Genomic DNA, 21,412 nt, shown 5'->3' with positions numbered 1-21,412 from the left:
GTCGAACCTCCCCACCGTTATCATCGGCGCATCTTCTGAGGGACTTCCTGATGCTTAACGGCCTATGGCTTGGCTTTTTTGTGGCGGCGGCGGTGTCGGCGCTGGCGCAATGGTTGATCGGCGGGAACGCGGGAATTTTTGCCGCGATGGTTGAAAGTATTTTCGCTATGGCCAAGCTGTCGGTGGATGTAATGCTTTTGCTGTTCGGCACTCTTACCTTGTGGCTCGGGTTTTTGCGGATTGCCGAAAAGGCTGGGATCGTCGATTGGCTTGCTAAGGCCCTTGGCCCTTTGTTCCTGCGCCTGATGCCTGGTGTGCCAGCGGGTCACCCTGCGCTAGGTCTGATCACTCTTAACTTTGCCGCAAATGCCCTAGGACTGGATAACGCGGCAACGCCTATCGGCCTCAAGGCCATGCGCTCGCTACAAGCGTTGAACCCTAGCCCCACCACCGCCAGTAATGCTCAGATTCTGTTTTTAGTACTCAATGCGTCATCGCTGACCCTGATGCCGGTGACGATCTTCATGTACCGCGCGCAACAAGGTGCTGTCGACCCAACGCTGGTTTTTCTGCCGATCTTGCTGGCGACCAGCGCCTCCAGCCTGGTCGGATTGCTATCAGTAGCGTTCATGCAGCGTTTGCGTCTGTGGGATCCGGTAGTACTGGCGTACTTGATTCCCGGGGCGTTAGCGCTGGGGGCCTTCATGATGCTCCTCGCTGGACTTTCCGCCGCCGCGTTGGCCAGTTTGTCGTCGATCCTTGGCAACCTGACGCTGTTCGGTTTGATCATGACCTTTTTGCTGGTCGCCGCGTTCAGGAAAGTGAAGGTCTACGAAGCGTTTGTCGAAGGTGCGAAAGAAGGCTTCGATGTTGCCAAGAATCTGCTGCCGTATCTGGTTGCGATGCTTTGTGCGGTCGGCGTGTTAAGGGCTTCCGGCGCGCTGGATTTTGGCTTGGATGGCATTCGTCATCTGGTGCAATGGGCAGGACTGGACACACGCTTTGTGGATGCCCTGCCTACCGCCATGGTCAAACCGTTCTCCGGCAGCGCCGCCCGCGCCCTGTTGATCGAAACCATGAAGAACCAAGGCGTCGACAGCTTTCCGGCGTTGGTGGCGGCGACTATTCAGGGCAGTACCGAAACTACGTTTTACGTGCTGGCGGTGTACTTCGGATCGGTTGGCATTCAGCGCGCCCGACACGCCGTCGGGTGCGCGCTGTTGGCAGAACTGGCGGGTGTAGTCGCGGCCATTTTGGTCTGCTACTGGTTTTTCGGCAGCATGGCGTAATGCGTCTGTCCCTGCTCGATGGTCCATTGCAGCAGTTGCGCCGCCAAGGTGTCGCTGGCCTTGCCGAATCCGCTCACGATTGAAGGTACTTGCTTGTCGCTAACCGCTTGGTGAACTTCAAACCGGTGGCTGGCGACGATGCGCTGATTGTCCCCGGCCAGGCGTGCGTCGAGACGAATAACGACTTCGATGGCGTCGCCGTGGTACTCACTTTGGAAAGCCTGTAACTCCCCGCTCAGTTCAAAGTCTGCTTGGAGGTTGCTGTCGTCAGTGCTCAACGATTGCACGCGGCCGCCGCGGTAGAAGGCATCGAGCAGTCGATTACGCAACGCCACCGGTGCTGGATCGCTCCAGCGAGCGCCCTTGTAGTTGCTGATCAAATTACCCTGCGGCACGACGGCGATCCGTGGGCTGTCGAGCATTTCGCTGGCCCTGGGCCGAACTATCCGCAGCGACCATGGGACCGGAGCACCTAGAGCCCTGTGTGCAGCGGGTTGCGCCGTGCTCAGGCGATAGACATCAGTGGGTTCAGCTTGCGGCAAGATCGAGCAGCCAGCCGACAGCAGCAAAGCGCCGACAATGGCCATCAGGCTCAGCGAATGACGGGCAAGCCTCATGGCTCAAACTCCTTGTTTTTTTCGGTGCCCAGAAGGTAGCCGCTGGGGTTGGCTTCCAAGCGGCGGGAAATCGAGCGGAATGAAGTCAACGTGTCGCGCAGCTCTCGCACCGCCGGGCCCAGTTCGCCAAGCCCCTGCATGCCGCCGTTCAGCGCGTCGTGGTTGTTTTTGAGCAGGCTGTTGATGGTGGCGCTGCTTTGCTCGATGGACTTCATGGCCTGCTCGGCACTGGCGAAGAGTTGCTTGCCGTCACTGTTGAGCATTTCGTTGGCGCCGCGCATCAGTAGCGTCGTTTGCTCCAAGGTGGCACTTGCCTGTTTGCTGATCAGCGTGAGTTGCTTGAGCGACTGGCGAATATCTTCACGCTCGTCGGCGACCACGCGGGTGGCCTGCTCCATGTGTTGCAGGGTCAATGTCAGGCTTTGGACGTTATCGTTGGAGAACATTTGATTGGCGTTGTGCAGCAACTGATTGATTCCGGTCATCAAGTCGCCGGTGTCGTTCAGCAAGCGGGAAATAGGTGAAGGCGACGCAATGATCACAGGCAGTTTGCCGAAGACGCCTATCAACGACGGACTTTGCGGGGTGCCTCCGCTAAGTTGAATGATCGAGGTGCCGGTGATCCCGGTCAGAGCCAGTTTGGCCATCGTGTCTTCTTTGATAGGTGTTTCACCTGCAATCCGGATTTGCGCGAGCACCCGCCGCGGGTCTTCCGGGTCGAGGCGCAATTGCACGACATCGCCAACCTTGATCCCGCTGTATTGCACGGCGCTGCCTCGCGACAATCCGCTGACGGCCTCATTGAAAATAATCTCGTAGTCCTTAAATGCGGTGTCGACACTGGATTTGGCCAGCCACAGACCGAATAGCAGGGCCGCAGCGACCACGATTACGGTGAACAGGCCTATCAATACGTGATGGGCACGGGTTTCCATCCTCAGACCTCCTTGGGGTGCGTGGCGGCCGAGAACGCCGCCCGGCCGCGTGGGCCGTGGAAATATTCGTGAATCCAGGCATCCGGAGTCGCCGCGACCTTATCGATCTGATCGACGACCAATACGCGCTTGTGCGCCAACACCGCGACTCGGTCGGTAATTGTGTAAAGCGTGTCCAAGTCGTGGGTGACCAGAAACACGCTCAGACCCAGCGCGTCGCGCAGGGTCAGAATCAGTTGATCAAAAGCGGCCGCACCGATGGGATCAAGGCCGGCGGTGGGTTCGTCGAGAAACAGAATATCCGGGTCCAACGCCAATGCCCTAGCCAGTGCGGCACGTTTGATCATGCCGCCGGACAAAGACGCCGGGTATTTATGAGCCGCTGACAACGGCAAGCCGGCGAGGGCAAGTTTCATCCCGGCCAAGTGCTCGGCCTCTTCTCGGGTCAGTTTGGCGTGCTCAATTAACGGCAGCGCGACGTTCTCGGTTACCGTCAGCGAGGAAAACAGCGCGCCCTTCTGGAATAACACGCCGAATCGCCGTTCAACCAACGAACGGTCTTTCTCCGACAAGTGCTGGAGGTCTTGACCCAAGACGCGGATTGTTCCCGCGTCTGGCCGACGAAGCCCGACGATGCTGCGCATCAATACGGACTTCCCGCTGCCAGAACCGCCCACCACCGCCAGGATTTCCCCGCGGAACAACTCCAGATCAAGGTTCTCATGCACGCTTTGGCTGCCGAACCGATTGCACAGGTCATGTACCTCAATCACCGCTTGCTGCTGTGCGGTCGCTATCGACGATGTAATGGCGGTCACCAACCCATCTCCATATAAAACAGCGCGGCCAGTGCATCCAGCACGATGACCACAAAGATCGATTGCACCACGGCGGACGTGGTGTGAGCGCCGACAGACTCGGCGCTACCACTGACCTTGAAACCTTCGAGGCAGCCAATAGCGGCGATCAAAAAAGCGAAAATCGGCGCTTTAATCATACCCACCAGAAAGTGCTGAACGCCGATGTCGCTTTGCAGCAGCGAGAGAAACAATGCCGGTGAAATATCCAGGGCCACCGCGCAGACCACGCCGCCGCCGATGATTCCAGAAATCATTGCGACAAAAGTCAGAATCGGCAGCGAGATCAGCAGGGCAAGGATTCGCGGTACGACTAACAATTCCACGGGGCTCAGGCCAAGGGTACGGATGGCGTCGATTTCTTCGTTGGCTTTCATCGAACCAATTTGTGCAGTGAAGGCGCTGGCCGTACGCCCTGCCATCAGGATGGCTGTCAGCAACACGCCAAACTCGCGTAGGAAGGAGAACGCGACCAAGTCCACGGTGAAAATACTCGCGCCGAAGCTTTTCAGTACCGTTGCGCCGAGAAATGCCACCACGGCGCCGACCAAAAACGTCAGAAGGGCAACGATAGGCGCCGCATCCAGGCCGGTTTGTTCGACATGGGAAATGACCGAAGTAAACCGCCAGCGCCTAGGGCGAATAGCGTTAAACAGCAGGGTTTGAAGAATCAGTCCAATGAAACCAAGCAACTGCAGGGTGTCGATCCAGATCGTGTCCACCGCCCTACCGATTCGCAGCAGCAACTGCATGCCGACGGCTGCTTCTGGTTCCTTGATCGGTTCACAGTAGTCGTGCAATGCGGTTTGAATAGTTTGCAATAAGGCGCGGCTGGCGGTGGAGAGGCCTGGTGCACTGACCGCCAGTTGCCCTAATCGGTCGCAGCCGATCATTTCCACCAACAACGAAGCGCCTGCGGTATCAAGGTCGCCGATGTTAGAGAGGTCCACTGGAGTATTGGCGTCGTACCGGCCTGTCACATTACCCATCTGACGCTTTAGGTCGCGATAGTGCGCAAGCGTCCAATCGCCAGCAATCCGCAAGCTCGCTGGGTTGCTGGCGATGTTCATTGAGGCGCTACCGGCCACAGAAGGTAAGTTCATAATCTCCGAGCTTAGTTGGGTTGCCTTGGGGTGGAAGACTCTGAGTCCGGGCCTGGATCATCATCTGCTGGCGGTTTTACGCCCATGGGATCGTCGACCGGCTCAGTCACTGTGGCCTGATCGGTGGCAGTGATTAAAAATCGTAAGACGCCGATCAATTGGCCGTCTTCAGTTTCCACCCGCACCTGCCAGAGACCGGCTGAGTCCTCGGGAAAGTGCTCCTTGTGCGTCCAGGCGCGATAACCTTCTTTGCGCCCGCCGTGAATGTCTAGTGCTATGCGATCCACTTCTTGACCGTCGTGCTGCCAGACGTGGTAAATGCGTTCGTCCAGCCCGCGTGGTGCATTGATCGCGGTGTACGCGTACAGACCGCCTTTGCGCACTTGGCTGGCGCTGACCTCCTCCACGCTGTCGCCAGGGGTGCGGTTCTGATTGTCGAAGTCAGTGCTGACCGCTACTTCGGTCAGCCAAAGCGTCGCTGGCGGTACCCACGAACGCAGCCACCAGCCCCCGCCGCCAATGATCAGTGTAACTGCCAGCAGCAAAGGGATACGTCGCCAATGATTAATCGGAAAGCTTGAGGCCAGGCTAGGAAACGACAACAGCATGGCAATACCCAGCGACAGCTTGTAACTCTCGGCGGTAGTCAGGTGCAAAATCACCGGCAGCGCTGTGAGCAGTGCCGCGAATAACGTAAGAGTGTGAAAAGCCAAGTACAACCAGCGTTTGGAAGCCAGCCAGTGGTAGTACAACGGATCGATGATCGAGATTAACGCTGCTGCCCCCAGCAGGCTAGTAAACACTAACTGTCCACTGTTCCACGTAGTGGTGATAAAGAAAAACGGCAAAACAAAAAATAGACTTTCTTGATGAATCATCTGCGTGCCATAGCGCAGCAATGACTCTGGAATCTCGCGTTTGAAAATTTGCGTGAATAGCTTCATCACGCTGTTCTCGAGCATCAGCCACGCCCAGCTAATCAACATGATCGTGGCGATCCACGTCGCCAGACTTTCCTGGCGATCAACCAAAATAAAGCTGCTAATACCTGATACAAAACCGAAAAACGCAATCACCCCTGGATAGCGCTTCATCAGTTCGAGCACGTGATTTACGTAGCGATTCCAGTCGAGCATTCGACACTTCACTGTGTTGTAGGAAAAAACCCCAACAGAATAGCAATGCTGCTCGGTTAATGGTCAGGCAGATACGAAATGATGGCACTTTGTAAATGGACTAGCCGATTCTCCGCTTACGTTTGCGGTAAACCACTGCCAGTGCCAGCATTAACAGCGCAAGGCCCCCGGCAGTCAATTCATACAACTCATCGTAGTTGAGCAGCGGCTTTTCAACTCGCAGATAGCCCTTCTGTGCCAGCAATCCTCTTAAGGCCTGGTTGGCGGTGTCGAGGCTGACGGCCTTTATCTCTCGAGCCGGGTCGGCAAAGTGACCGTCGTCGTAGTCGCTGAGTGATCCCCAGTAGTAATCGGCCAATGCGCTGTTGCCCTGAACCGCCCACGACTGTTTGTCCACAGCCGCCTGTTGCATGCGGGCGAAGGTTCCGGGGTCGAGTCCGTCTTTTTGCAGGCTCGCGGTCAAGTCGCGCATGACTTGCGTCGCCTGTTGAATATCATTGCGACTCAAGTCAGCGTTCAAGCTAGTGAAGCCAGTGTCGCCAAAGACTTCGCGCTCGCTCCAAGGTCCGTAAGATAAGCCGTCCTTCAACCGCAATGTGCGGTATAGCGACCAGTCTAGGTACTTCTGAAGCAATTCATAGGTTTCATCATGCTGTTGCGCAAGTACGGGCTCAGGGAAATACCAATGCACTTGGGCGCCCTCACCCAGCCAGCCTTTGGTCAGCGTGCGTTCGGCCTTTGCCATGTGGCTGATCGCAGCAAGAGGCGGATGGTCGCCAGGTTCAATCGCGCTGAGCTGGCCGTAAGTACGCTCAAGGTACCCAGGCAAAAAACGGTCAAGATCGCCGACGACGATCAGTGTCATGTTGTTCGCGGCGTACCAGTTGATGCGGACCTTTTCGACCTGCTCCAGGGAGAGCGATTCAATGTCAGTCCGCTCGGCGCATTTGAGGCCGAGCTCAACCGCTAACTGCTTGCTGGCACTATGACCAATGTCCTTATGGTCGAGCCAGCGTTGCAGGCGTGAATAGTGGCCGCCGCCTTCATGTTCGACGATCCCTTTGGCGGCAGCCAGCGTGTTTTGATTGATGCGGCTTTGGGTCAGAATGTCCAGCAGCAGATCAAGCGCTTGTCGCTGATTTCGGGCGGGTGCTTCCATAACGAACGTGGTGTCGGCGTTGCTGGTAAACGCATTCCATTCACCGCCCAGCGATTGTATGCGTTCCTCAAGGCCCCCTTCTCCGCGGTCATCCGTGCCGCTGAACAGAAGATGTTCAAGTAAATGTGGTAGCTCTTTTTCGTCGCAGGCAAAGTCATCGAAGCCGACGCCGACCACCAGGCGAATGGCGACATGACCTTTGCCATCACCCGGTTTGAGTAGTATTTGAAGGCCGTTGTGCAACTCGTAGCCTTCGACTTGAAAGCGGTCCAGGGCCATTAAGGTAGTCGAACTTAACAAAAAACAGACAAACAGCAGGCAGCGCATAAAACGAAATTCCTTGCGGGCCGATATGTGTAACAGACTTTTCTGCTCTTAAGTCGTTCACATTAGCTGTTCGGTGTCGGCGTCGCTGAATAAGACGGCTGTGTCCGAAGTACCGCATGGGCACTGTTGCAATACCAGGGACTGAACTCCTTCGTGTCTGCAATCAATTCAAAATGCACTGAACTGGTTTTCAGGCTCTGTACCACTTTGTGGATCGGCGCTGAAGAAACGGAGCTGCTCGCCATTCGCCGGTCATGACGCCAGAGAGTGTTTATCAGCCGAGAGTATCTCTGCGCGCTCTGACCGGCTCGTTCGGTGTTTTCTTTTTTTCCATCGAGCTACGCATTTTTATGTTGATGGTTTCAACGGCTAACGAGAACGCCATGGCGAAATACACATAACCTTTGGGTACATGCACATCGAACGCTTCTGAGATTAAGACAACGCCGACCACCATCAAGAACGACAGCGCCAGCATCTTCAACGACGGGTGCTTGTCGATGAAGTCGCTGATCACCCCCGCGCAGGCCATCATCACAAGTACTGCCGCGACGATGGCTGCAATCATGACCGGCACATGCGACACCATCCCAACGGCGGTAATCACTGAGTCGAGTGAAAACACAATGTCGATGATCGCGATCTGGATGATGGTGTATAGGAACTTGCCGCCTTTACCCTTTGGCTCATCAATGGATTCTTCTTCCCCCTCCATGCCGTGATAAATCTCCTGAGAGCTTTTCCACAGCAGGAATAAACCGCCGAAAAACAGAATCAGATCACGTCCGGAAATACCCTGGCCGACAATCACAAACAAGTCTGAGGTCAGGCGCATGACCCAGGTAATCGACAGCAACAGCAAGATTCGGGTAACCATGGCCAGCGCGAGTCCGAAGATTCTCGTCCGTGGTTGCATGGGCTTGGGCATACGGCCGACAAGGATCGCGATCATGATGATGTTGTCGATGCCGAGAACGATCTCCAAGGCAGTGAGGGTGAAAAAGGCAACCCAAAGCTCGGGGTTGGTCAGCCATTCCATAGGTATTCCTTAAGCGGTTAATCCCCGGTTTACCGGGAGTGAATCGTCATTTCATAGACTGCGGTAGAGCGGAAATATTCCCATCAGCAACGCGGCTAACAACATGCATAGGCAAACCAGCACTGCCCATTTCAGGGTGAACCGCTGATGATCGCCGAATTCAATCCCCGCCAATGCCACTAATAGATAGGTCGACGGTACCAGCGGGCTTAGTAAATGCACGGGTTGACCGACAATCGATGCGCGGGCCATTTCTAGAGGGGTGATGCCGTAATGGCTGGCAGCTTCGGCGAGAATAGGCAGTACGCCGTAGTAGAACGCATCGTTGGACATGAAGAAGGTAAACGGCATGCTAACCAGCGCGGTGATAACCGCGAGGTACGGCCCGAGCGCATCGGGAATGACCGCTAAAAGGCTTTCGGACATAGCCTTGACCATCCCGGTGCCCGACAGAATGCCCGTGAAGATACCTGCAGCAAAAATCAGTCCTACGACAGCCAGAACGCTGCCGGCGTGGGCGGCGATCCGGTCTTTTTGCGCTTGCAAGCAAGGATAATTGACGATCATCGCAATACTGAACGCCACCATGAACAGCACCGGCAACGGTAGCAGGCCAGCGATCAAGGCAGCCATCAGCACCAATGTAAGCCCGCCGTTGAACCAGATCAGTTTCGGCCGACGCGCGTCGGGAAACTGTGAAACGCTGATTTCACTGTGATCGGCTTCATCTCCCGGCAGGTGCAGCTCACCCAAGCGAGCACGCTCGCGTCTGCCGTAGGCATAAGCGATCAATAGGATCGCAACTACGCCAGCTAACATCGCCGGGATCATCGGCACGAAGATAGCCGATGGATCGACATGCAGGGCGCTGGCTGCGCGTGCGGTCGGACCACCCCAAGGCGTCATGTTCATTACACCGCCGGCCAGAATGATTACCCCTGCCATTATTCGGGGGCTCATGCCCAAGCGACTGTAAAGTGGAAGCATGGCGGCCACGCAGATCATGTATGTGGTTGCACCGTCACCGTCGAGCGACACGACCAACGCTAGAACGGCTGTACCGACGGAAACTTTGACCGGATCGCCTTTGACCATTTTGAGGATCAGGCGCACAGCCGGATCGAAAAGGCCAGAGTCAATCATCATCGCGAAGTACAAAATAGCGAACATCAACATCACGCCCGTCGGTGCGAGCTTGGTGATGCCTTCGAGCATCATCGGGCCGATACCAGCGGCGAAACCTCCGATTAAAGCAAAGGTGATTGGAACCAGAATCAGGGCGATCAGGGCGGACAGGCGTTTGCTCATGATCAGATACATGAACGTAACGACCATGGCAAAGCCGAGGAAGGTCAGCATAGAAATACTCCAGGTGCAGCGCGACGTGAGAAATGCGGATTGAGCAGGTCAGATCAACGCAATGAGGTCAGCACTTGGATTTCGAGCGGGAATAGGCTGGAGCAGGAATGCGAGGGCATCAGGATCACCATTGTTGTTGAGTTTATTGTTGTTATGTCGCAACCGGTCTAACACCGGCAGCGGAGGCGATCCTAAAGGGGCAAGCTTTCAGCCAGCTTTCGATGGGTAAAGATGTTGAGTAGGCATGAGCTGTAGAACAGGCCGAGCGCTCATACAGGTACAGGGAGTTAGATATCTTTTTACGGCAACTCCAGCCCGCCGGCCGCTTTGTGCAGAGCGCGCAAGTGTTGGCCGATCTGCTTCAGGTTTGCTTCGTTGGCAGCGATTTCTGCGGCGCGGTCGGGTTCGAGCAGTGCACGAACTTCTTTATCCAGGTCACCGGTTAAGCGCAGCAATTGTTTTTGGCGCTGGCTGCTTTCGTCTTCAAGCCGGTGCCATTCGTTCGCCTGGGGCAAGCCATAACCTGCGCTACCGAGTAATTCTGCCGGGCGACTGAGGAAGCCACTGCTGGCAAGAATCTCACGTAGCGTGCCGGTGGCTTTGGATACGCTGCCATCTTTCTGTTCCTGAGCACTAAGGTAGCGGTTTTTGACCTCTTCCTGAGCCAACAACAACTGCTTGCGCAAGCTGGCCTGTTCCAACAACAGCATGGCGGCGCTAGAGCGTAGATCCGCATTGGCGAACCAAGCGTTACGCTCCTTGGCGGGCAGCGTCAGCCATTCTTCGACCGTTTTCTGCTGGATCGGGAGCTTTTTCTTCAAAATATCGAACATCGCCTGGTACCGATCTCGATACGAGTCAAAACGGTAGCCCAGACGCAGCGCCTCACGGGGGTCTTTCAACACGCTGGTGTCGGCCAGACCACGGGCGTCAAGGACTTCCAGCAGGCCGTTAGGAATGATGCTGTCCAAGCCTTTGAGGCGGGGGTCATCAGTGCCGCTACGTAATAGTTTCAAGGTCTCGACGGCGCAATTGTTCGAGATGAAATAGTAATTGCCGTCGTAACTCCAGTGCATTTCGGCCGCGTGCTGCACCAAATCGTTGATCTCTGAACGCGACAGGTTCATAGGCACTGAGGCGAGGCTGCGCAGCTCGGTTTTGGTGTATTCATCGATGACTTGCGACAGCGGCAAAACGAATAGCCTCGACGGATAAACGCCCGTCAGGCCGTCCCAACTCGACAGCTGTACGTCGCCGACAAATGCGCGATACGACAACACCAGGTGCTGATCAAGGTCCAGGCGACAATCCGGCCCGCGTGGCCGCCCAGGTTTGCAGATCACCAGCCGAAGCATGCTATGGCCCCAGCGGCTGACCCAGTTCTGGTTGGCTTCAGCTAATAGGTAGTCGACCGCATAAACACGTTCTGGATCAATCTTGCCCAAGGGCTGCACAGCAAAATCACTGCCGGCGTTGATGAATGGATAGGACGTTGGGCAATCGTTTCTGGCCGACGGAGCCCAGCCGAACTGGTCTTCGTAATACGCGTAGAGCCCAGGACGACGGCATGCGTAATCGGGATCGAGGAGGAAATACTCCATGTTCACAGCAACGAACTCACGCGGATTGCTGATTTCGTAGATGTCCGGGCTACGTGCTACTTGGCGGTTGTTCTCTTCGCGCTCACCACGGCGACCTACGTGTTCTGGCCAACCGGCAAGGTCGAGCAACCGTGGGTCGTCGCTGAGAGTGAAGCGCCGTTTCGTTTCGCCCCGGCATTGGTCTGGCAGCCCGATATTGCCGGTGCTGCTGGCTTGACGCCGGCAATTGAGGATCAATTTGCGCTCGGCTTCAGGCCACAGTGCCGCGCGATCATAAATATGAGTGAGTTCGTGCAGGACCGTGGCGAGCATTTCGCGGCGGACAGTGCCGTGAGGGCGATTGGTTTTTTGCGTGGCTGCCGAGCCGTCAGTCAGGCTCGCCAACAGATTGCGGTTCAGGTCGAGATGATGTGGGCCGGTCGCTTCGCCATAGGCGTTGCTGGGTAGGTCATTGGACCAGCTAACGTCTACGCGTCGGTCCAAGTGCGCGATAAACCTGGGCGGAAGGTCTTGCATCGCCTCATCAAGCAGTATTTGGCTGGCGTGTTGCTGCGCCTGGCTTAGGTCGTCGGTGTCCAGTTTGAGGCTTAACCCGGCGACTGCGCTGTTACCGACCAACAGTAACGCGCAGGTCAACATCCAGACGGCAAGGCATCTCACAAGGCGAGAATGGCTTCAGCCAGCGTTTCGTCATTAGCGTTTCGGGCTTCGGGCAGATGCGCGCGAAGGGTATCGAAGGCTGCTTCGAGCTGAGCGCCACGAATATCGCCTTTGCTGGCCACGTAGCTGGCGGCGTCATCTTTGGCTTGAATCACGACTTTGGAGTCGCGTGTGGAGGTGGTGCTGTCGGAAGTGAAGTCAATGCTACGGCCGAAGGCGCGGACGACGATATTACTGGTGGCCTTGACGGTTTGTGCCTGGGCCACGCCGGTCAGCAACAACAGACCTAGGGTGGCGGCAATCAGCGGGGTGCGCATGGAGCGTCTCCAAAATGCAGAAGATAAAACATGATTATTGGACGAGGATTGCTTGCGCCAGTTCAGCGTCGCTAGCACAAAGTTTTGGCTGGGTTAGACGTAGCTGCTCACGTAGCCCAAGCAGGGCCTCCTCCAGTTGTGCTCCTCGTATTTGGCCATCACTGGCTATAAAGGCTGCAGCATCATCCTGGGCGGCAAGTACAATTTTTCGATCAAACGGTGCAGAGGTCACCTTGCTGGAAACAAATCCGCTGGCGACCAGTGATTGAGTGGTCGTATCAAACGCCTGGGACTGAGCAGTCCAGGCCAGAGTAATAAAGAGGATAGGCAGAAAGCGCATAGGTCGATATAACCAATGATTCGAGCTGGCAAGGCTAGCGCAATGCCCGTAGCAGAGCTAGCCCGACATTGAGGCGGGCTGCTCCGTTGACTAAATCGCCAGGATCGCCTGCGCCAGTTGGACATCTGTTGCCCTCAACTCAGGGGCTTGATGACGAATGTGGTCCAGCGCGCCTTCGAGCTGCACGCCACGGATTTCACCTTGGCTGGCTACAAAGCTGGCCGCGTCATCGCGGGCCGCGAGCACTATTTTGTCATCCTTTAACGAAGAAGACAGTTTCGAGGTAGCGTTGCTGGAAGCATCGAACGCGCGAACTAGTTCATCAGTGGTGACAACAAAACTAGAGGCGTTTGCGCTGGCGGCGATAACTGCTAAAAAAGCTACGGCGCTAAGCAGGCGTAGGCGGGACATGATGAACTCCAAAGACATAGGGATAAGATTTTGGCAGCGGCAAGCCTATAACAGCGCTGCGATCCGCACCATCATGTGACGTTAAGAGGGTTGTTTTGTCGACAGGAGGAAGGTTTCACGTAGGCATGCAGTTAAAAAATAAAGCCAAAACTAACTGTATAGGTTACGAAGTGAATTATATGAACTGTACCTGTGACGGGATTTTCTGACTTGCGTGCAAGAATGGGAAACTCTTAAATGACAAAACCCGTCGGCAGTTACCTGCGACGGGTTTTGTATGGAGCAATTCGGGTGGCTGGCAGGAGACCTGTTGGGTCTGGGACCAGCGAGCGCTAAGTTAGCGCCAGAACGGCTTGCTCAACTCTTCGTAGCGTTGCGATTCGCTAATCCCGGCGTCAGCCAGCAAACGTGAATCCAGACGAGCCAGTTGGTGACGGCTGGAAATACGACGTTGCCAAAGCATCAGGTTGGCGAAAGCGCGAAGAGGCCATACGGCCTTTTCGGATGAAGCAGTGGTTTCGAAGAACAGGTCGGAACTGATTGTACGTTCCATGATGAACATCCTTCCGCTTGTGGCGGGATTAGGTAGTGGTTTAACTGGTACTGATTTTCCTCTCTCTTGGCCAGTCCCAATAGACACAGTTCGCTTTAATTGTACTGGTTCAGTTAACTGTTTGTAGGCACTGTTTTGTTCGAAAACAGAGCAACTGTACCGGTGTGCCCTTTAACGGTGCATTTATCCATTTGCACAGCAGAGTTTGAAGGATTAGAGCGGTTTAAAGACCAGTACAGCAGTACAGTTTTTAAATCCAGAAGCTTTTTCAGTGGGCTGACCGCGTGGAAATAACGTGCAGTCAGCCACTATTGGATCAGTCGGCGAGCATCTTCCCGGTTTCTTCCAGGTTCATGTGCCAACTGAGCGCTTCGCGCAATACGTGCGGGGTGTGGCCACCGAGTTTGCACGCTGCCGTAAAGTAGTCGTTTAGCGCTCCGCGATAAGCGGGATGCACGCAGTTGTCGATAATCACCCTCGCACGCTCGCGAGGCGCCAAACCTCTTAGGTCTGCCAAGCCAATTTCGGTGACCAAAATATCTACGTCATGCTCGGTGTGGTCGACGTGGCTGACCATTGGCACGACGCTGGAGATTGCGCCGCCCTTGGCGATGGACTTGGTGACGAAGATCGCCAAGTGCGCGTTGCGTGCAAAGTCCCCGGAGCCACCGATCCCGTTCATCATTCGGGTGCCGCATACATGAGTCGAATTGACGTTACCGTACAAATCAAACTCCAGCGCAGTATTGACGCCAATGATACCCAGGCGACGAATCACCTCGGGGTGATTGGAGATCTCCTGCGGTCGCAGCACCAATTGCGGCTTGTAACGGTTCAAGTCGCTAAAAACCTCGGTGTGTTTCGCCGCTGACAACGTCATGGAGCTGCCAGAAGCAAAGCTCAGTATTCCGGCGTCGAACAGGTCGAAGGTGGAGTCCTGAAGTACTTCGGAGTACATGGTCATGTCATGAAACGGGGAATCCAATAAACCGTGCATCACCGCGTTGGCAATGGTGCCAATGCCCGCCTGGAGCGGCATCAAGCTATTGGTCAGGCGATTTTCTTTCACTTCGTGTTTGAAAAACTCAACCAGATGGCTGGCGATGGCCTGGGTGTCGGTATCGGGAGGCAGAATCGTCGAGTGTGAATCTGGTTGATTGCTGATGACGATGCCGACAATTTTAGTCGGGTCGATCTGCACGGCTGTACTGCCAATGCGGCTATCTGCTCGCAATATTGGGATCGGCAAGCGGGTAGGTCGGTAGCTAGGTATATAAATGTCATGCAGGCCCTCCAGCTCCAGCGGCTGCGCCAGATTGATTTCGACAATCACCTGTTTGGCTAGAATCGCGAAGCTAGCCGAGTTCCCGACGGAAGTGCTGAGTATCAAATGGCCCTCTTCGGTAATGGCAACGCACTCGATCACGGCCAGGTCTACAGCTTTTATCTGACGATTACGCAACTGCTCGACGGTGTCCGAGAGGTGCTGGTCGATGAACATCACAGTGCCGTCGTTAATCGCTTTGCGCAACGTACTGTCGACTTGAAAAGGCATGCGACGGGACAATACGCCTGCTTCGGTGAGCTGCTTGTCGAGGTCGTTGCCAAGGCTGGCGCCGGTCATCAAGCTAATCTTCAGAGGTGACGTCTTAGCGCGCTCGGCCAAAGCATGTGGAACGGCCTTGGCTTCGCCTGCGCGCGTGAAGCCGCTCATGCCGACGGTCATGCCGTCTTGAATCAAGGCTGCGGCGTCTGACGCGCTCATGACCTTGCTAAATAAAGAAGGCATGCGAATACGATCACGGTACATGGATAGTCATCTCTGATATCGGAAGCAAGGCCCCAGTCTAGTGAGTTGAATTTTTCCCGTCCCGCTACCAAGGTCGCATCCAAGGGCTCTAAGCTGAGGTTTCGGTGTAAAACACTGTTACATAATCTGTAAAAAACCCCAGCCGATGTTCGCGCTGGGGTCAGAGTGAAGCAAAGAGGCGTGCGGTGTTATTAGTCGACGGCTTTGACCATGTCTTCGATGACCTTTTTAGCGTCACCAAACACCATCATGGTTTTGTCCAGATAGAACAATTCATTGTCCAGGCCAGCGTAGCCGCTCGCCATTGAGCGCTTGTTGACGATGATGGTCTTGGCCTTGAACGCTTCGAGAATCGGCATGCCGGCAATCGGTGATTTCGGATCGTTCTTGGCTGCTGGGTTGACCACATCATTGGCACCCAATACCAACACCACATCAACTTGGCCAAACTCGGAGTTGATATCATCCATCTCGAACACTTGGTCGTAAGGCACTTCGGCCTCGGCCAGTAGTACGTTCATGTGCCCCGGCATCCGTCCGGCGACCGGGTGAATCGCGTACTTCACGGTGACGCCGCGATGGGTCAACTTCTCTGTCAGCTCTTTGAGCGCATGTTGTGCGCGAGCGACAGCCAGGCCGTAGCCCGGAACGATAATCACGGTGTCGGCGTTCATCAGCAGGAAGGTGGCGTCGTCAGCTGAGCCCGATTTAACCGGGCGTGCTTCTTTATCTCCAGTCGGGCCGGTGACATTCGTTGCGCCGCCAAAACCGCCGCCGATGACGTTGAAAAACGAACGATTCATCGCCTTGCACATTATGTACGAGAGGATGGCGCCGCTTGAACCTACCAGTGAGCCGGCAATGATCAGCATCGAGTTGTTTAGCGAGAAACCAATCCCCGCCGCTGCCCAGCCGGAGTAGCTGTTAAGCATCGATACCACGACTGGCATATCTGCACCGCCGATTGGGATGATCAGCAGCACGCCGATGACGAACGCTAAAGCGAGCATCAGGGCGAATGCACCAAGGTTGCCGGTGGCGATAAAGATCACGCCAAAGGCTATCGTCGCCAAGCCCAGCAAAAGGTTGAGTTTGTGCTGACCGGCAAACTGCACGGGCGCGCCTTGGAACAGGCGGAATTTGTACTTGCCAGATAGCTTGCCGAAGGCAATAACAGAGCCGGAGAAGGTGATTGCACCAATCGCTGCACCGAGAAACAGTTCCAGACGGTTGCCCGCTGGGATGCTGTCACCAAGGTGATGAACGATTCCCAGCGACTGCGGCTCAACAACGGCGGCGATGGCGATGAACACGGCAGCCAGGCCGATCATGCTGTGCATGAACGCAACCAGCTCTGGCATTTTGGTCATTTCAACGCGTTTGGCCATGATTGAACCGGCGGTACCGCCGACCAGCAAGCCAATCACAATGTAACCAATACCTGCCGAAGCGCCACCCTGTGCCAGAGACATCTCGCCAAGTTTGTACACGAGGCCGATGGTGGTGATCACCGCCAGCGTCATGCCCAGCATGCCGTACAGATTACCGCGTCGCGAGGTGGTCGGGTGCGACAAGCCTTTGAGCGCCTGAATGAAGCAGATCGAGGCGATCAGGTACAGGAGTGTTACCAGATTCATGCTCATTACTTCTGCGCCCCTGTTTCTAAGGGCAGGCCTTTAGCTTTGGGTGCTTTTTTCTTGAACATCTCCAGCATTCGCCGAGTGACAAGGAAGCCGCCGAACACGTTGACCGCCGCCAGTGCGACCGCCAACGTGCCCATGGTTTTGCCCAACGGGGTAACGGTCAGTGCCGCCGCAAGCATGGCGCCGACGATAACAATCGCCGAAATCGCATTGGTCACCGCCATCAGCGGTGTATGCAGCGCGGGTGTAACGTTCCAGACCACATGGAAGCCGACATAAATAGCCAGCACGAAGATGATCAGGTTGTAGATACCGGGGGAGATAAACTCTTCCATCGTCTTGTCCTTTAGGCGTTCTTGCGGATGACTTGGCCGTCGCGGCACATCAGGCACGCGGCGACGATGTCGTCTTCGAGGTTGATCTGCAACTGCCCTTCTACAGTGAATAGCAGCTTCATGAAGTCCAGCAGATTGCGCGCGTACAGAGCGGAGGCATCGGCAGCAACCATTGCGGGCAAGTTGGTGTAACCAATGATGGTCACGCCGTGCTCGATCACTACTTGGTCAGCAACGGTCAGCGGGCAATTTCCGCCTTGCGCTGCCGCCAGGTCGATGACCACCGAGCCGGGCTTCATTTGCGCAACGGTCTCGGCACTGAGCAACACTGGCGCTTTACGGCCAGGGATCAATGCGGTGGTGATCACGATATCTGCCTGCTTGGCACGCTCATGTACCGCAACTGCCTGGCGCTGCATCCAGCTCGCAGGCATCGGACGGGCATAACCGCCGACGCCGACGGCGGCTTCACGTTCTTCGTCCGTTTCATACGGCACGTCGACGAACTTGGCGCCGAGGGATTCGATTTGTTCTTTAACTGCGGGACGCACGTCCGACGCTTCAATCACTGCGCCCATGCGTCTAGCCGTCGCGATGGCCTGCAAACCGGCAACGCCAGCACCCAGGATCAGCACGCGTGCAGCTTTCACGGTCCCGGCGGCCGTCATCAGCATCGGCATAAACCGCGGATAGTGATGGGCTGCCAGCAGAACGGCTTTATAGCCCGCGATGTTGGCCTGGGAAGACAGGACATCGAGGCTTTGAGCGCGGGAGGTGCGCGGCGCAGCTTCAAGGGCGAATGCAGTAACACCGCATTCGGCCATCTTTGAAATCGTCTCGTTATTAAACGGGTTGAGCATCCCGATCACGATCGTGCCGGGGTTGATCAGCGTCAGCTCGTGGTCGTTAGGGGCGGCGACCTTGAGGACCAACTCAGCACCAAACGCATCCTTGGCAGTGCCAAGGATGGCGCCGCAGGACTGATAGGCACTGTCAATAACGCAGGCATGAATGCCGGCGCCACTTTGTACCGTGACCTGATGGCCTTGGGCAATCAGCTTCCTGATGGTTTCGGGGGTTGCGGCAACCCGCGTTTCGCCCGTATGGGTTTCGAGAGGAACACCAATGTGCACGTTCAAATCTCCTGCATGATCTTGTTCTTATATTCGAATAGGCCAGTGCACTACGGATGGTGCGGCTGGTTCGGCTGATCAGCACGATCCCACCAAAACAGGGCGGGGCGCGGCATTTTGCAGGCGAAGTTAGATCCCTTCAACCACTTATGAAGGGTGACGAAAAATTAACTACAAGTCACCCTGTGACCGTAAGTCGCACCAAATGGACGTAACCCTATGTTTGTAAGGCCTGTAGCGATCTATTTGTAAATACGACCTTTTGCGTAATCAGGTTGATGAATGCGTGCGACCTTTTCGTGTTGAGGCTGCAGGCCCCGGTTTAAGCGGTTTAGAAGTATTTTTTGGTTATCGGTACAGTTGGGCTTAAAGCGACAAATTGTTATATCTGTAGGTAATTTAATTGCTTGACTACGCAGTCAGGTATTGGCTGCGGGCATTGTGGCCAGCAGGGTGTAGCCATGAGCCTGCTCCACCAACCAATCACGAAAGGCCCTTAATGAAGCCGACTCTACTTTTCGCTCCGGAATCATCAGGTAATAAGCCTTAACACTCGATAGAGCGGAGCTGTTTGCAATGATCAGGCGCTTGTCCGCCAATTCGCGCTGAATAAGGAATGGTGGAATCAGTGCAATCCCCATCTCATGCATTGCCGCCTGTGCAAGCATGGAGAATAGCTCGTAACGCGGGCCTGTCATGTCCCATGGAATGCTCTCGCTCAGAGCGCTGAACCATTGTCGCCAGGCATAGGGCCTTGTGGTTTGTTGCAGCAGCGGAAGTTCGGCAATCTCATTGGCGCTCAAGCTCTGGCGATTGCCCAGTAGCGCTGGGCTGCACACAGGCATCGGATTCTCGCCCATCAGCCGATGTGATTCAGTGCCGGACCAGTCTGCATCGCCAAAGTAGATCGCCGCGTCGAAGTCGGTGTCCGCAAACAGGAACGGGCGGGTACGGTTGGTAAGATTGACCGTCACGTCGGGGTGTTTCTGTTGGAAATCTTTTAGGCGGGGCAGAAGCCATTGGGTGCCGAATGTGGGGACCACCGCCAGCTCAATAGTATTGGCGCCCTGCTGACCCATCGCTGACAAAGTGTCGCGTTCCACTGCATCCAGTTGAGTCGTCACGCGGCGGCTATAAGAAAGACCCACTTCGGTCAGCTTCACCCCTCGCCGGGAGCGTCGGAATAATTCAACGTTCAGAAACTCTTCAAGGCTGGCGATTTGCCTGCAAATGGCGCTTTGGGTGATTGAAAGCTCTCGCGCCGCCTCGGTAAAGCTTTCATGCCGCGCGGCGGCTTCGAAACTGATGAGGGCCGTCGTGCTGGGTATCTTTCTGCGCATGTACGTTTATCTCACCAATTTATTGGATGTTAGTGGTTTACAACGATTTCGGAGTGAGAAATTAGCACAATAGTATGCAAAAACCTCGTTTGCCCTATTCGCTAACGGGGCCTAGCATCAGCCCACAACGTTATTACCTGATCGCGAGGACTCGCTCATGGCTGGCAAGGCAAGCTTCAACTGGATCGACCCACTGTTGCTGGATCAGCAGCTCACCGAAGAAGAGCGCATGGTGCGCGACAGTGCCGAGCAGTTTTCCCGTGACAAGTTGGCTCCGCGCGTCCTTGAAGCCTTTCGTCATGAGCGCACCGACACCGCTATTTTTCGGGAAATGGGTGAAGTGGGTTTGTTAGGCGCCACCATCCCCGAGGAGTACGGTGGCAGCGGTATGAACTATGTGTGCTACGGGCTGATCGCACGTGAAGTCGAGCGCGTTGATTCTGGCTATCGGTCGATGATGAGCGTGCAGTCCTCTCTGGTGATGGTGCCGATTAACGAGTTCGGCACTGAAGCGCAAAAACAGAAATACCTGCCCAAGCTGGCTTCCGGGGAGTGGATTGGTTGTTTCGGTCTTACAGAGCCCAATCATGGCTCCGATCCGGGTGCGATGATCACTCGGGCCAAAAAGGTCGACGGCGGTTATCGTTTGTCGGGCAGCAAAATGTGGATCACCAATAGTCCGATCGCCGATGTATTTGTGGTCTGGGGCAAGGACGATGCGGGCGATATTCGTGGTTTCGTCCTGGAGAAAGGTTGGGCCGGCCTGAGCGCGCCGGCTATTCACGGCAAGATCGGCCTGCGCGCATCCGTTACCGGCGAGATCGTGATGGACAACGTGTTTGTGCCTGAGGAAAACATCTTCCCGGACGTTCGTGGTCTGAAAGGGCCGTTCACCTGCCTGAACTCCGCTCGTTACGGGATTTCCTGGGGGGCGTTGGGTGCTGCTGAATTTTGCTGGCACACCGCGCGTCAATATACGCTGGACCGTCAGCAATTCGGTCGTCCGCTCGCTGCCACCCAGTTGATCCAAAAGAAGCTGGCTGACATGCAGACCGAGATCACCATGGCCTTGCAAGGCTGCCTGCGGTTAGGGCGAATGAAGGACGAAGGCACTGCAGCAGTTGAAATTACCTCGATGATGAAGCGCAACTCATGCGGCAAATCCTTGGACATCGCCCGTATGGCCCGGGACATGTTGGGCGGTAACGGCATATCCGACGAGTTCGGTGTCGCGAGGCATCTGGTCAACCTTGAAGTTGTGAATACTTATGAAGGTACACACGACGTACATGCGCTGATTTTGGGTCGTGCGCAGACAGGCATTCAAGCCTTCTATTAAGTAGCTGCCGTTTAGCTGTCTATTCATGAGGAAAAGGAGTTTGCCGATGGGCGCGCTTTCACATCTACGGGTTCTCGACTTATCGCGGGTGCTTGCGGGGCCTTGGGCT

The 21,412-nt window shown here is 55.6% G+C and carries 21 protein-coding genes (1 of these 21 running past the window's edge); 3 read left to right on the top strand and 18 right to left on the bottom strand.

The window, feature by feature from the left end; all coding sequences use genetic code 11:
- Positions 1–50: 50 nt before the first annotated feature.
- The gene (locus RGW60_RS18425) at positions 51–1,289 is read left to right on the top strand and encodes a nucleoside recognition domain-containing protein (protein ID WP_322205920.1); all 1,239 of its coding nucleotides are present in this window, start codon (positions 51–53) and stop codon (positions 1,287–1,289) included.
- Here the strand turns inward: RGW60_RS18425 and RGW60_RS18420 are convergent.
- The 18 genes from RGW60_RS18420 to RGW60_RS18335 form a co-directional block, all read right to left on the bottom strand.
- Positions 1,262–1,906 (bottom strand): ABC-type transport auxiliary lipoprotein family protein, encoded by a 645-nt coding sequence (locus tag RGW60_RS18420; RefSeq protein ID WP_322205919.1) that lies wholly within the window; start codon positions 1,904–1,906, stop codon positions 1,262–1,264. The genes RGW60_RS18425 and RGW60_RS18420 overlap by 28 nt on opposite strands.
- Positions 1,903–2,841 (bottom strand): MlaD family protein, encoded by a 939-nt coding sequence (locus tag RGW60_RS18415; RefSeq protein WP_322205918.1) that lies wholly within the window; start codon positions 2,839–2,841, stop codon positions 1,903–1,905. The genes RGW60_RS18420 and RGW60_RS18415 overlap by 4 nt, the downstream gene beginning before the upstream one ends.
- A gap of 2 nt (positions 2,842–2,843) precedes the next feature.
- Complete coding sequence (locus tag RGW60_RS18410) at positions 2,844–3,638, bottom strand: ABC transporter ATP-binding protein (RefSeq protein ID WP_322206967.1); 795 nt, start codon at positions 3,636–3,638, stop codon at positions 2,844–2,846.
- Positions 3,639–3,655: 17 nt separating this feature from the next.
- On the bottom strand, positions 3,656–4,801 hold the full coding sequence (locus RGW60_RS18405; RefSeq protein WP_322205917.1) for an ABC transporter permease: 1,146 nt from the start codon (positions 4,799–4,801) through the stop codon (positions 3,656–3,658).
- Positions 4,802–4,812: 11 nt separating this feature from the next.
- The gene (locus RGW60_RS18400) at positions 4,813–5,937 is read right to left on the bottom strand and encodes a DUF5924 family protein (RefSeq protein ID WP_322205916.1); all 1,125 of its coding nucleotides are present in this window, start codon (positions 5,935–5,937) and stop codon (positions 4,813–4,815) included.
- Positions 5,938–6,037: 100 nt separating this feature from the next.
- Positions 6,038–7,423, bottom strand: coding sequence for a M16 family metallopeptidase (locus tag RGW60_RS18395; protein WP_322205915.1), 1,386 nt, complete (start codon positions 7,421–7,423; stop codon positions 6,038–6,040).
- Positions 7,424–7,697: 274 nt separating this feature from the next.
- Positions 7,698–8,462 carry a TerC family protein gene (locus RGW60_RS18390; RefSeq protein WP_322205913.1) on the bottom strand — a complete coding sequence of 255 codons (765 nt, stop codon included), beginning with the start codon at positions 8,460–8,462 and terminating at the stop codon, positions 7,698–7,700.
- Between the two features lie 51 nt (positions 8,463–8,513).
- Positions 8,514–9,821, bottom strand: coding sequence for a CitMHS family transporter (locus RGW60_RS18385; protein ID WP_322205912.1), 1,308 nt, complete (start codon positions 9,819–9,821; stop codon positions 8,514–8,516).
- A gap of 299 nt (positions 9,822–10,120) precedes the next feature.
- Positions 10,121–12,061: a DUF4105 domain-containing protein gene (locus RGW60_RS18380; RefSeq protein WP_322205911.1), complete on the bottom strand. Its 1,941-nt coding sequence runs from the start codon at positions 12,059–12,061 to the stop codon at positions 10,121–10,123.
- A gap of 17 nt (positions 12,062–12,078) precedes the next feature.
- Positions 12,079–12,399: a DUF2388 domain-containing protein gene (locus tag RGW60_RS18375; protein ID WP_322205910.1), complete on the bottom strand. Its 321-nt coding sequence runs from the start codon at positions 12,397–12,399 to the stop codon at positions 12,079–12,081.
- 34 nt (positions 12,400–12,433) lie between these two features.
- Entirely contained in the window at positions 12,434–12,739 is a 306-nt protein-coding gene (locus RGW60_RS18370; RefSeq protein WP_322205909.1) for a DUF2388 domain-containing protein, read from the bottom strand.
- A gap of 90 nt (positions 12,740–12,829) precedes the next feature.
- Positions 12,830–13,150, bottom strand: coding sequence for a DUF2388 domain-containing protein (locus RGW60_RS18365; protein WP_322205908.1), 321 nt, complete (start codon positions 13,148–13,150; stop codon positions 12,830–12,832).
- Between the two features lie 337 nt (positions 13,151–13,487).
- The gene (locus RGW60_RS18360; protein ID WP_322205907.1) at positions 13,488–13,703 is read right to left on the bottom strand and encodes a DUF1127 domain-containing protein; all 216 of its coding nucleotides are present in this window, start codon (positions 13,701–13,703) and stop codon (positions 13,488–13,490) included.
- Between the two features lie 316 nt (positions 13,704–14,019).
- Complete coding sequence (locus RGW60_RS18355) at positions 14,020–15,513, bottom strand: acetyl-CoA hydrolase/transferase family protein (protein WP_322205906.1); 1,494 nt, start codon at positions 15,511–15,513, stop codon at positions 14,020–14,022.
- Positions 15,514–15,704: 191 nt separating this feature from the next.
- Positions 15,705–17,156, bottom strand: a complete 1,452-nt coding sequence (locus RGW60_RS18350; protein WP_322205905.1) for an NAD(P)(+) transhydrogenase (Re/Si-specific) subunit beta — start codon at positions 17,154–17,156, stop codon at positions 15,705–15,707.
- Positions 17,156–17,491, bottom strand: coding sequence for an NAD(P) transhydrogenase subunit alpha (locus tag RGW60_RS18345; protein ID WP_322205904.1), 336 nt, complete (start codon positions 17,489–17,491; stop codon positions 17,156–17,158). Before RGW60_RS18345 ends, RGW60_RS18350 begins: the two co-directional genes overlap by 1 nt.
- 11 nt (positions 17,492–17,502) lie before the next feature.
- Positions 17,503–18,624, bottom strand: coding sequence for a Re/Si-specific NAD(P)(+) transhydrogenase subunit alpha (locus RGW60_RS18340; RefSeq protein WP_322205903.1), 1,122 nt, complete (start codon positions 18,622–18,624; stop codon positions 17,503–17,505).
- Positions 18,625–19,043: 419 nt separating this feature from the next.
- Complete coding sequence (locus tag RGW60_RS18335; RefSeq protein ID WP_322205902.1) at positions 19,044–19,964, bottom strand: LysR family transcriptional regulator; 921 nt, start codon at positions 19,962–19,964, stop codon at positions 19,044–19,046.
- Positions 19,965–20,121: 157 nt separating this feature from the next.
- On the opposite strand from RGW60_RS18335, the gene RGW60_RS18330 reads away from it, so the two are divergent.
- Positions 20,122–21,303: an acyl-CoA dehydrogenase gene (locus tag RGW60_RS18330; RefSeq protein WP_322205901.1), complete on the top strand. Its 1,182-nt coding sequence runs from the start codon at positions 20,122–20,124 to the stop codon at positions 21,301–21,303.
- A 46-nt stretch (positions 21,304–21,349) separates the two neighbouring features.
- Positions 21,350–21,412, top strand: the 5' portion of a protein-coding gene (locus tag RGW60_RS18325) for a CaiB/BaiF CoA transferase family protein (RefSeq protein ID WP_407074073.1). The gene runs 1,158 nt beyond the window's last position; only the first 63 of its 1,221 coding nucleotides appear in the window; it begins with the start codon at positions 21,350–21,352; the stop codon falls past the right edge of the window.

It is taken from the genome of Pseudomonas sp. AB6, assembly GCF_034314105.1.
GTDB lineage: Bacteria > Pseudomonadota > Gammaproteobacteria > Pseudomonadales > Pseudomonadaceae > Aquipseudomonas.
Note: the sequence above shows the minus strand (reverse complement) of the source record. Positions and strands in the feature narration are given on the sequence as shown.

Coding starts and splice junctions, on each gene's coding strand:
- RGW60_RS18425 (WP_322205920.1), top strand. CDS start 51: ATGCTTAACGGCCTATGGCTTGGCTTTTTTGTGGCGGCGGCGGTGTCG.
- RGW60_RS18420 (WP_322205919.1), bottom strand. CDS start 1,906: ATGAGGCTTGCCCGTCATTCGCTGAGCCTGATGGCCATTGTCGGCGCT.
- RGW60_RS18415 (WP_322205918.1), bottom strand. CDS start 2,841: ATGGAAACCCGTGCCCATCACGTATTGATAGGCCTGTTCACCGTAATC.
- RGW60_RS18405 (WP_322205917.1), bottom strand. CDS start 4,801: ATGAACTTACCTTCTGTGGCCGGTAGCGCCTCAATGAACATCGCCAGC.
- RGW60_RS18400 (WP_322205916.1), bottom strand. CDS start 5,937: ATGCTCGACTGGAATCGCTACGTAAATCACGTGCTCGAACTGATGAAG.
- RGW60_RS18395 (WP_322205915.1), bottom strand. CDS start 7,423: ATGCGCTGCCTGCTGTTTGTCTGTTTTTTGTTAAGTTCGACTACCTTA.
- RGW60_RS18390 (WP_322205913.1), bottom strand. CDS start 8,462: ATGGAATGGCTGACCAACCCCGAGCTTTGGGTTGCCTTTTTCACCCTC.
- RGW60_RS18385 (WP_322205912.1), bottom strand. CDS start 9,821: ATGCTGACCTTCCTCGGCTTTGCCATGGTCGTTACGTTCATGTATCTG.
- RGW60_RS18380 (WP_322205911.1), bottom strand. CDS start 12,061: ATGTTGACCTGCGCGTTACTGTTGGTCGGTAACAGCGCAGTCGCCGGG.
- RGW60_RS18375 (WP_322205910.1), bottom strand. CDS start 12,399: ATGCGCACCCCGCTGATTGCCGCCACCCTAGGTCTGTTGTTGCTGACC.
- RGW60_RS18370 (WP_322205909.1), bottom strand. CDS start 12,739: ATGCGCTTTCTGCCTATCCTCTTTATTACTCTGGCCTGGACTGCTCAG.
- RGW60_RS18365 (WP_322205908.1), bottom strand. CDS start 13,150: ATGTCCCGCCTACGCCTGCTTAGCGCCGTAGCTTTTTTAGCAGTTATC.
- RGW60_RS18360 (WP_322205907.1), bottom strand. CDS start 13,703: ATGGAACGTACAATCAGTTCCGACCTGTTCTTCGAAACCACTGCTTCA.
- RGW60_RS18355 (WP_322205906.1), bottom strand. CDS start 15,513: ATGTACCGTGATCGTATTCGCATGCCTTCTTTATTTAGCAAGGTCATG.
- RGW60_RS18350 (WP_322205905.1), bottom strand. CDS start 17,156: ATGAGCATGAATCTGGTAACACTCCTGTACCTGATCGCCTCGATCTGC.
- RGW60_RS18345 (WP_322205904.1), bottom strand. CDS start 17,491: ATGGAAGAGTTTATCTCCCCCGGTATCTACAACCTGATCATCTTCGTG.
- RGW60_RS18335 (WP_322205902.1), bottom strand. CDS start 19,964: ATGCGCAGAAAGATACCCAGCACGACGGCCCTCATCAGTTTCGAAGCC.
- RGW60_RS18330 (WP_322205901.1), top strand. CDS start 20,122: ATGGCTGGCAAGGCAAGCTTCAACTGGATCGACCCACTGTTGCTGGAT.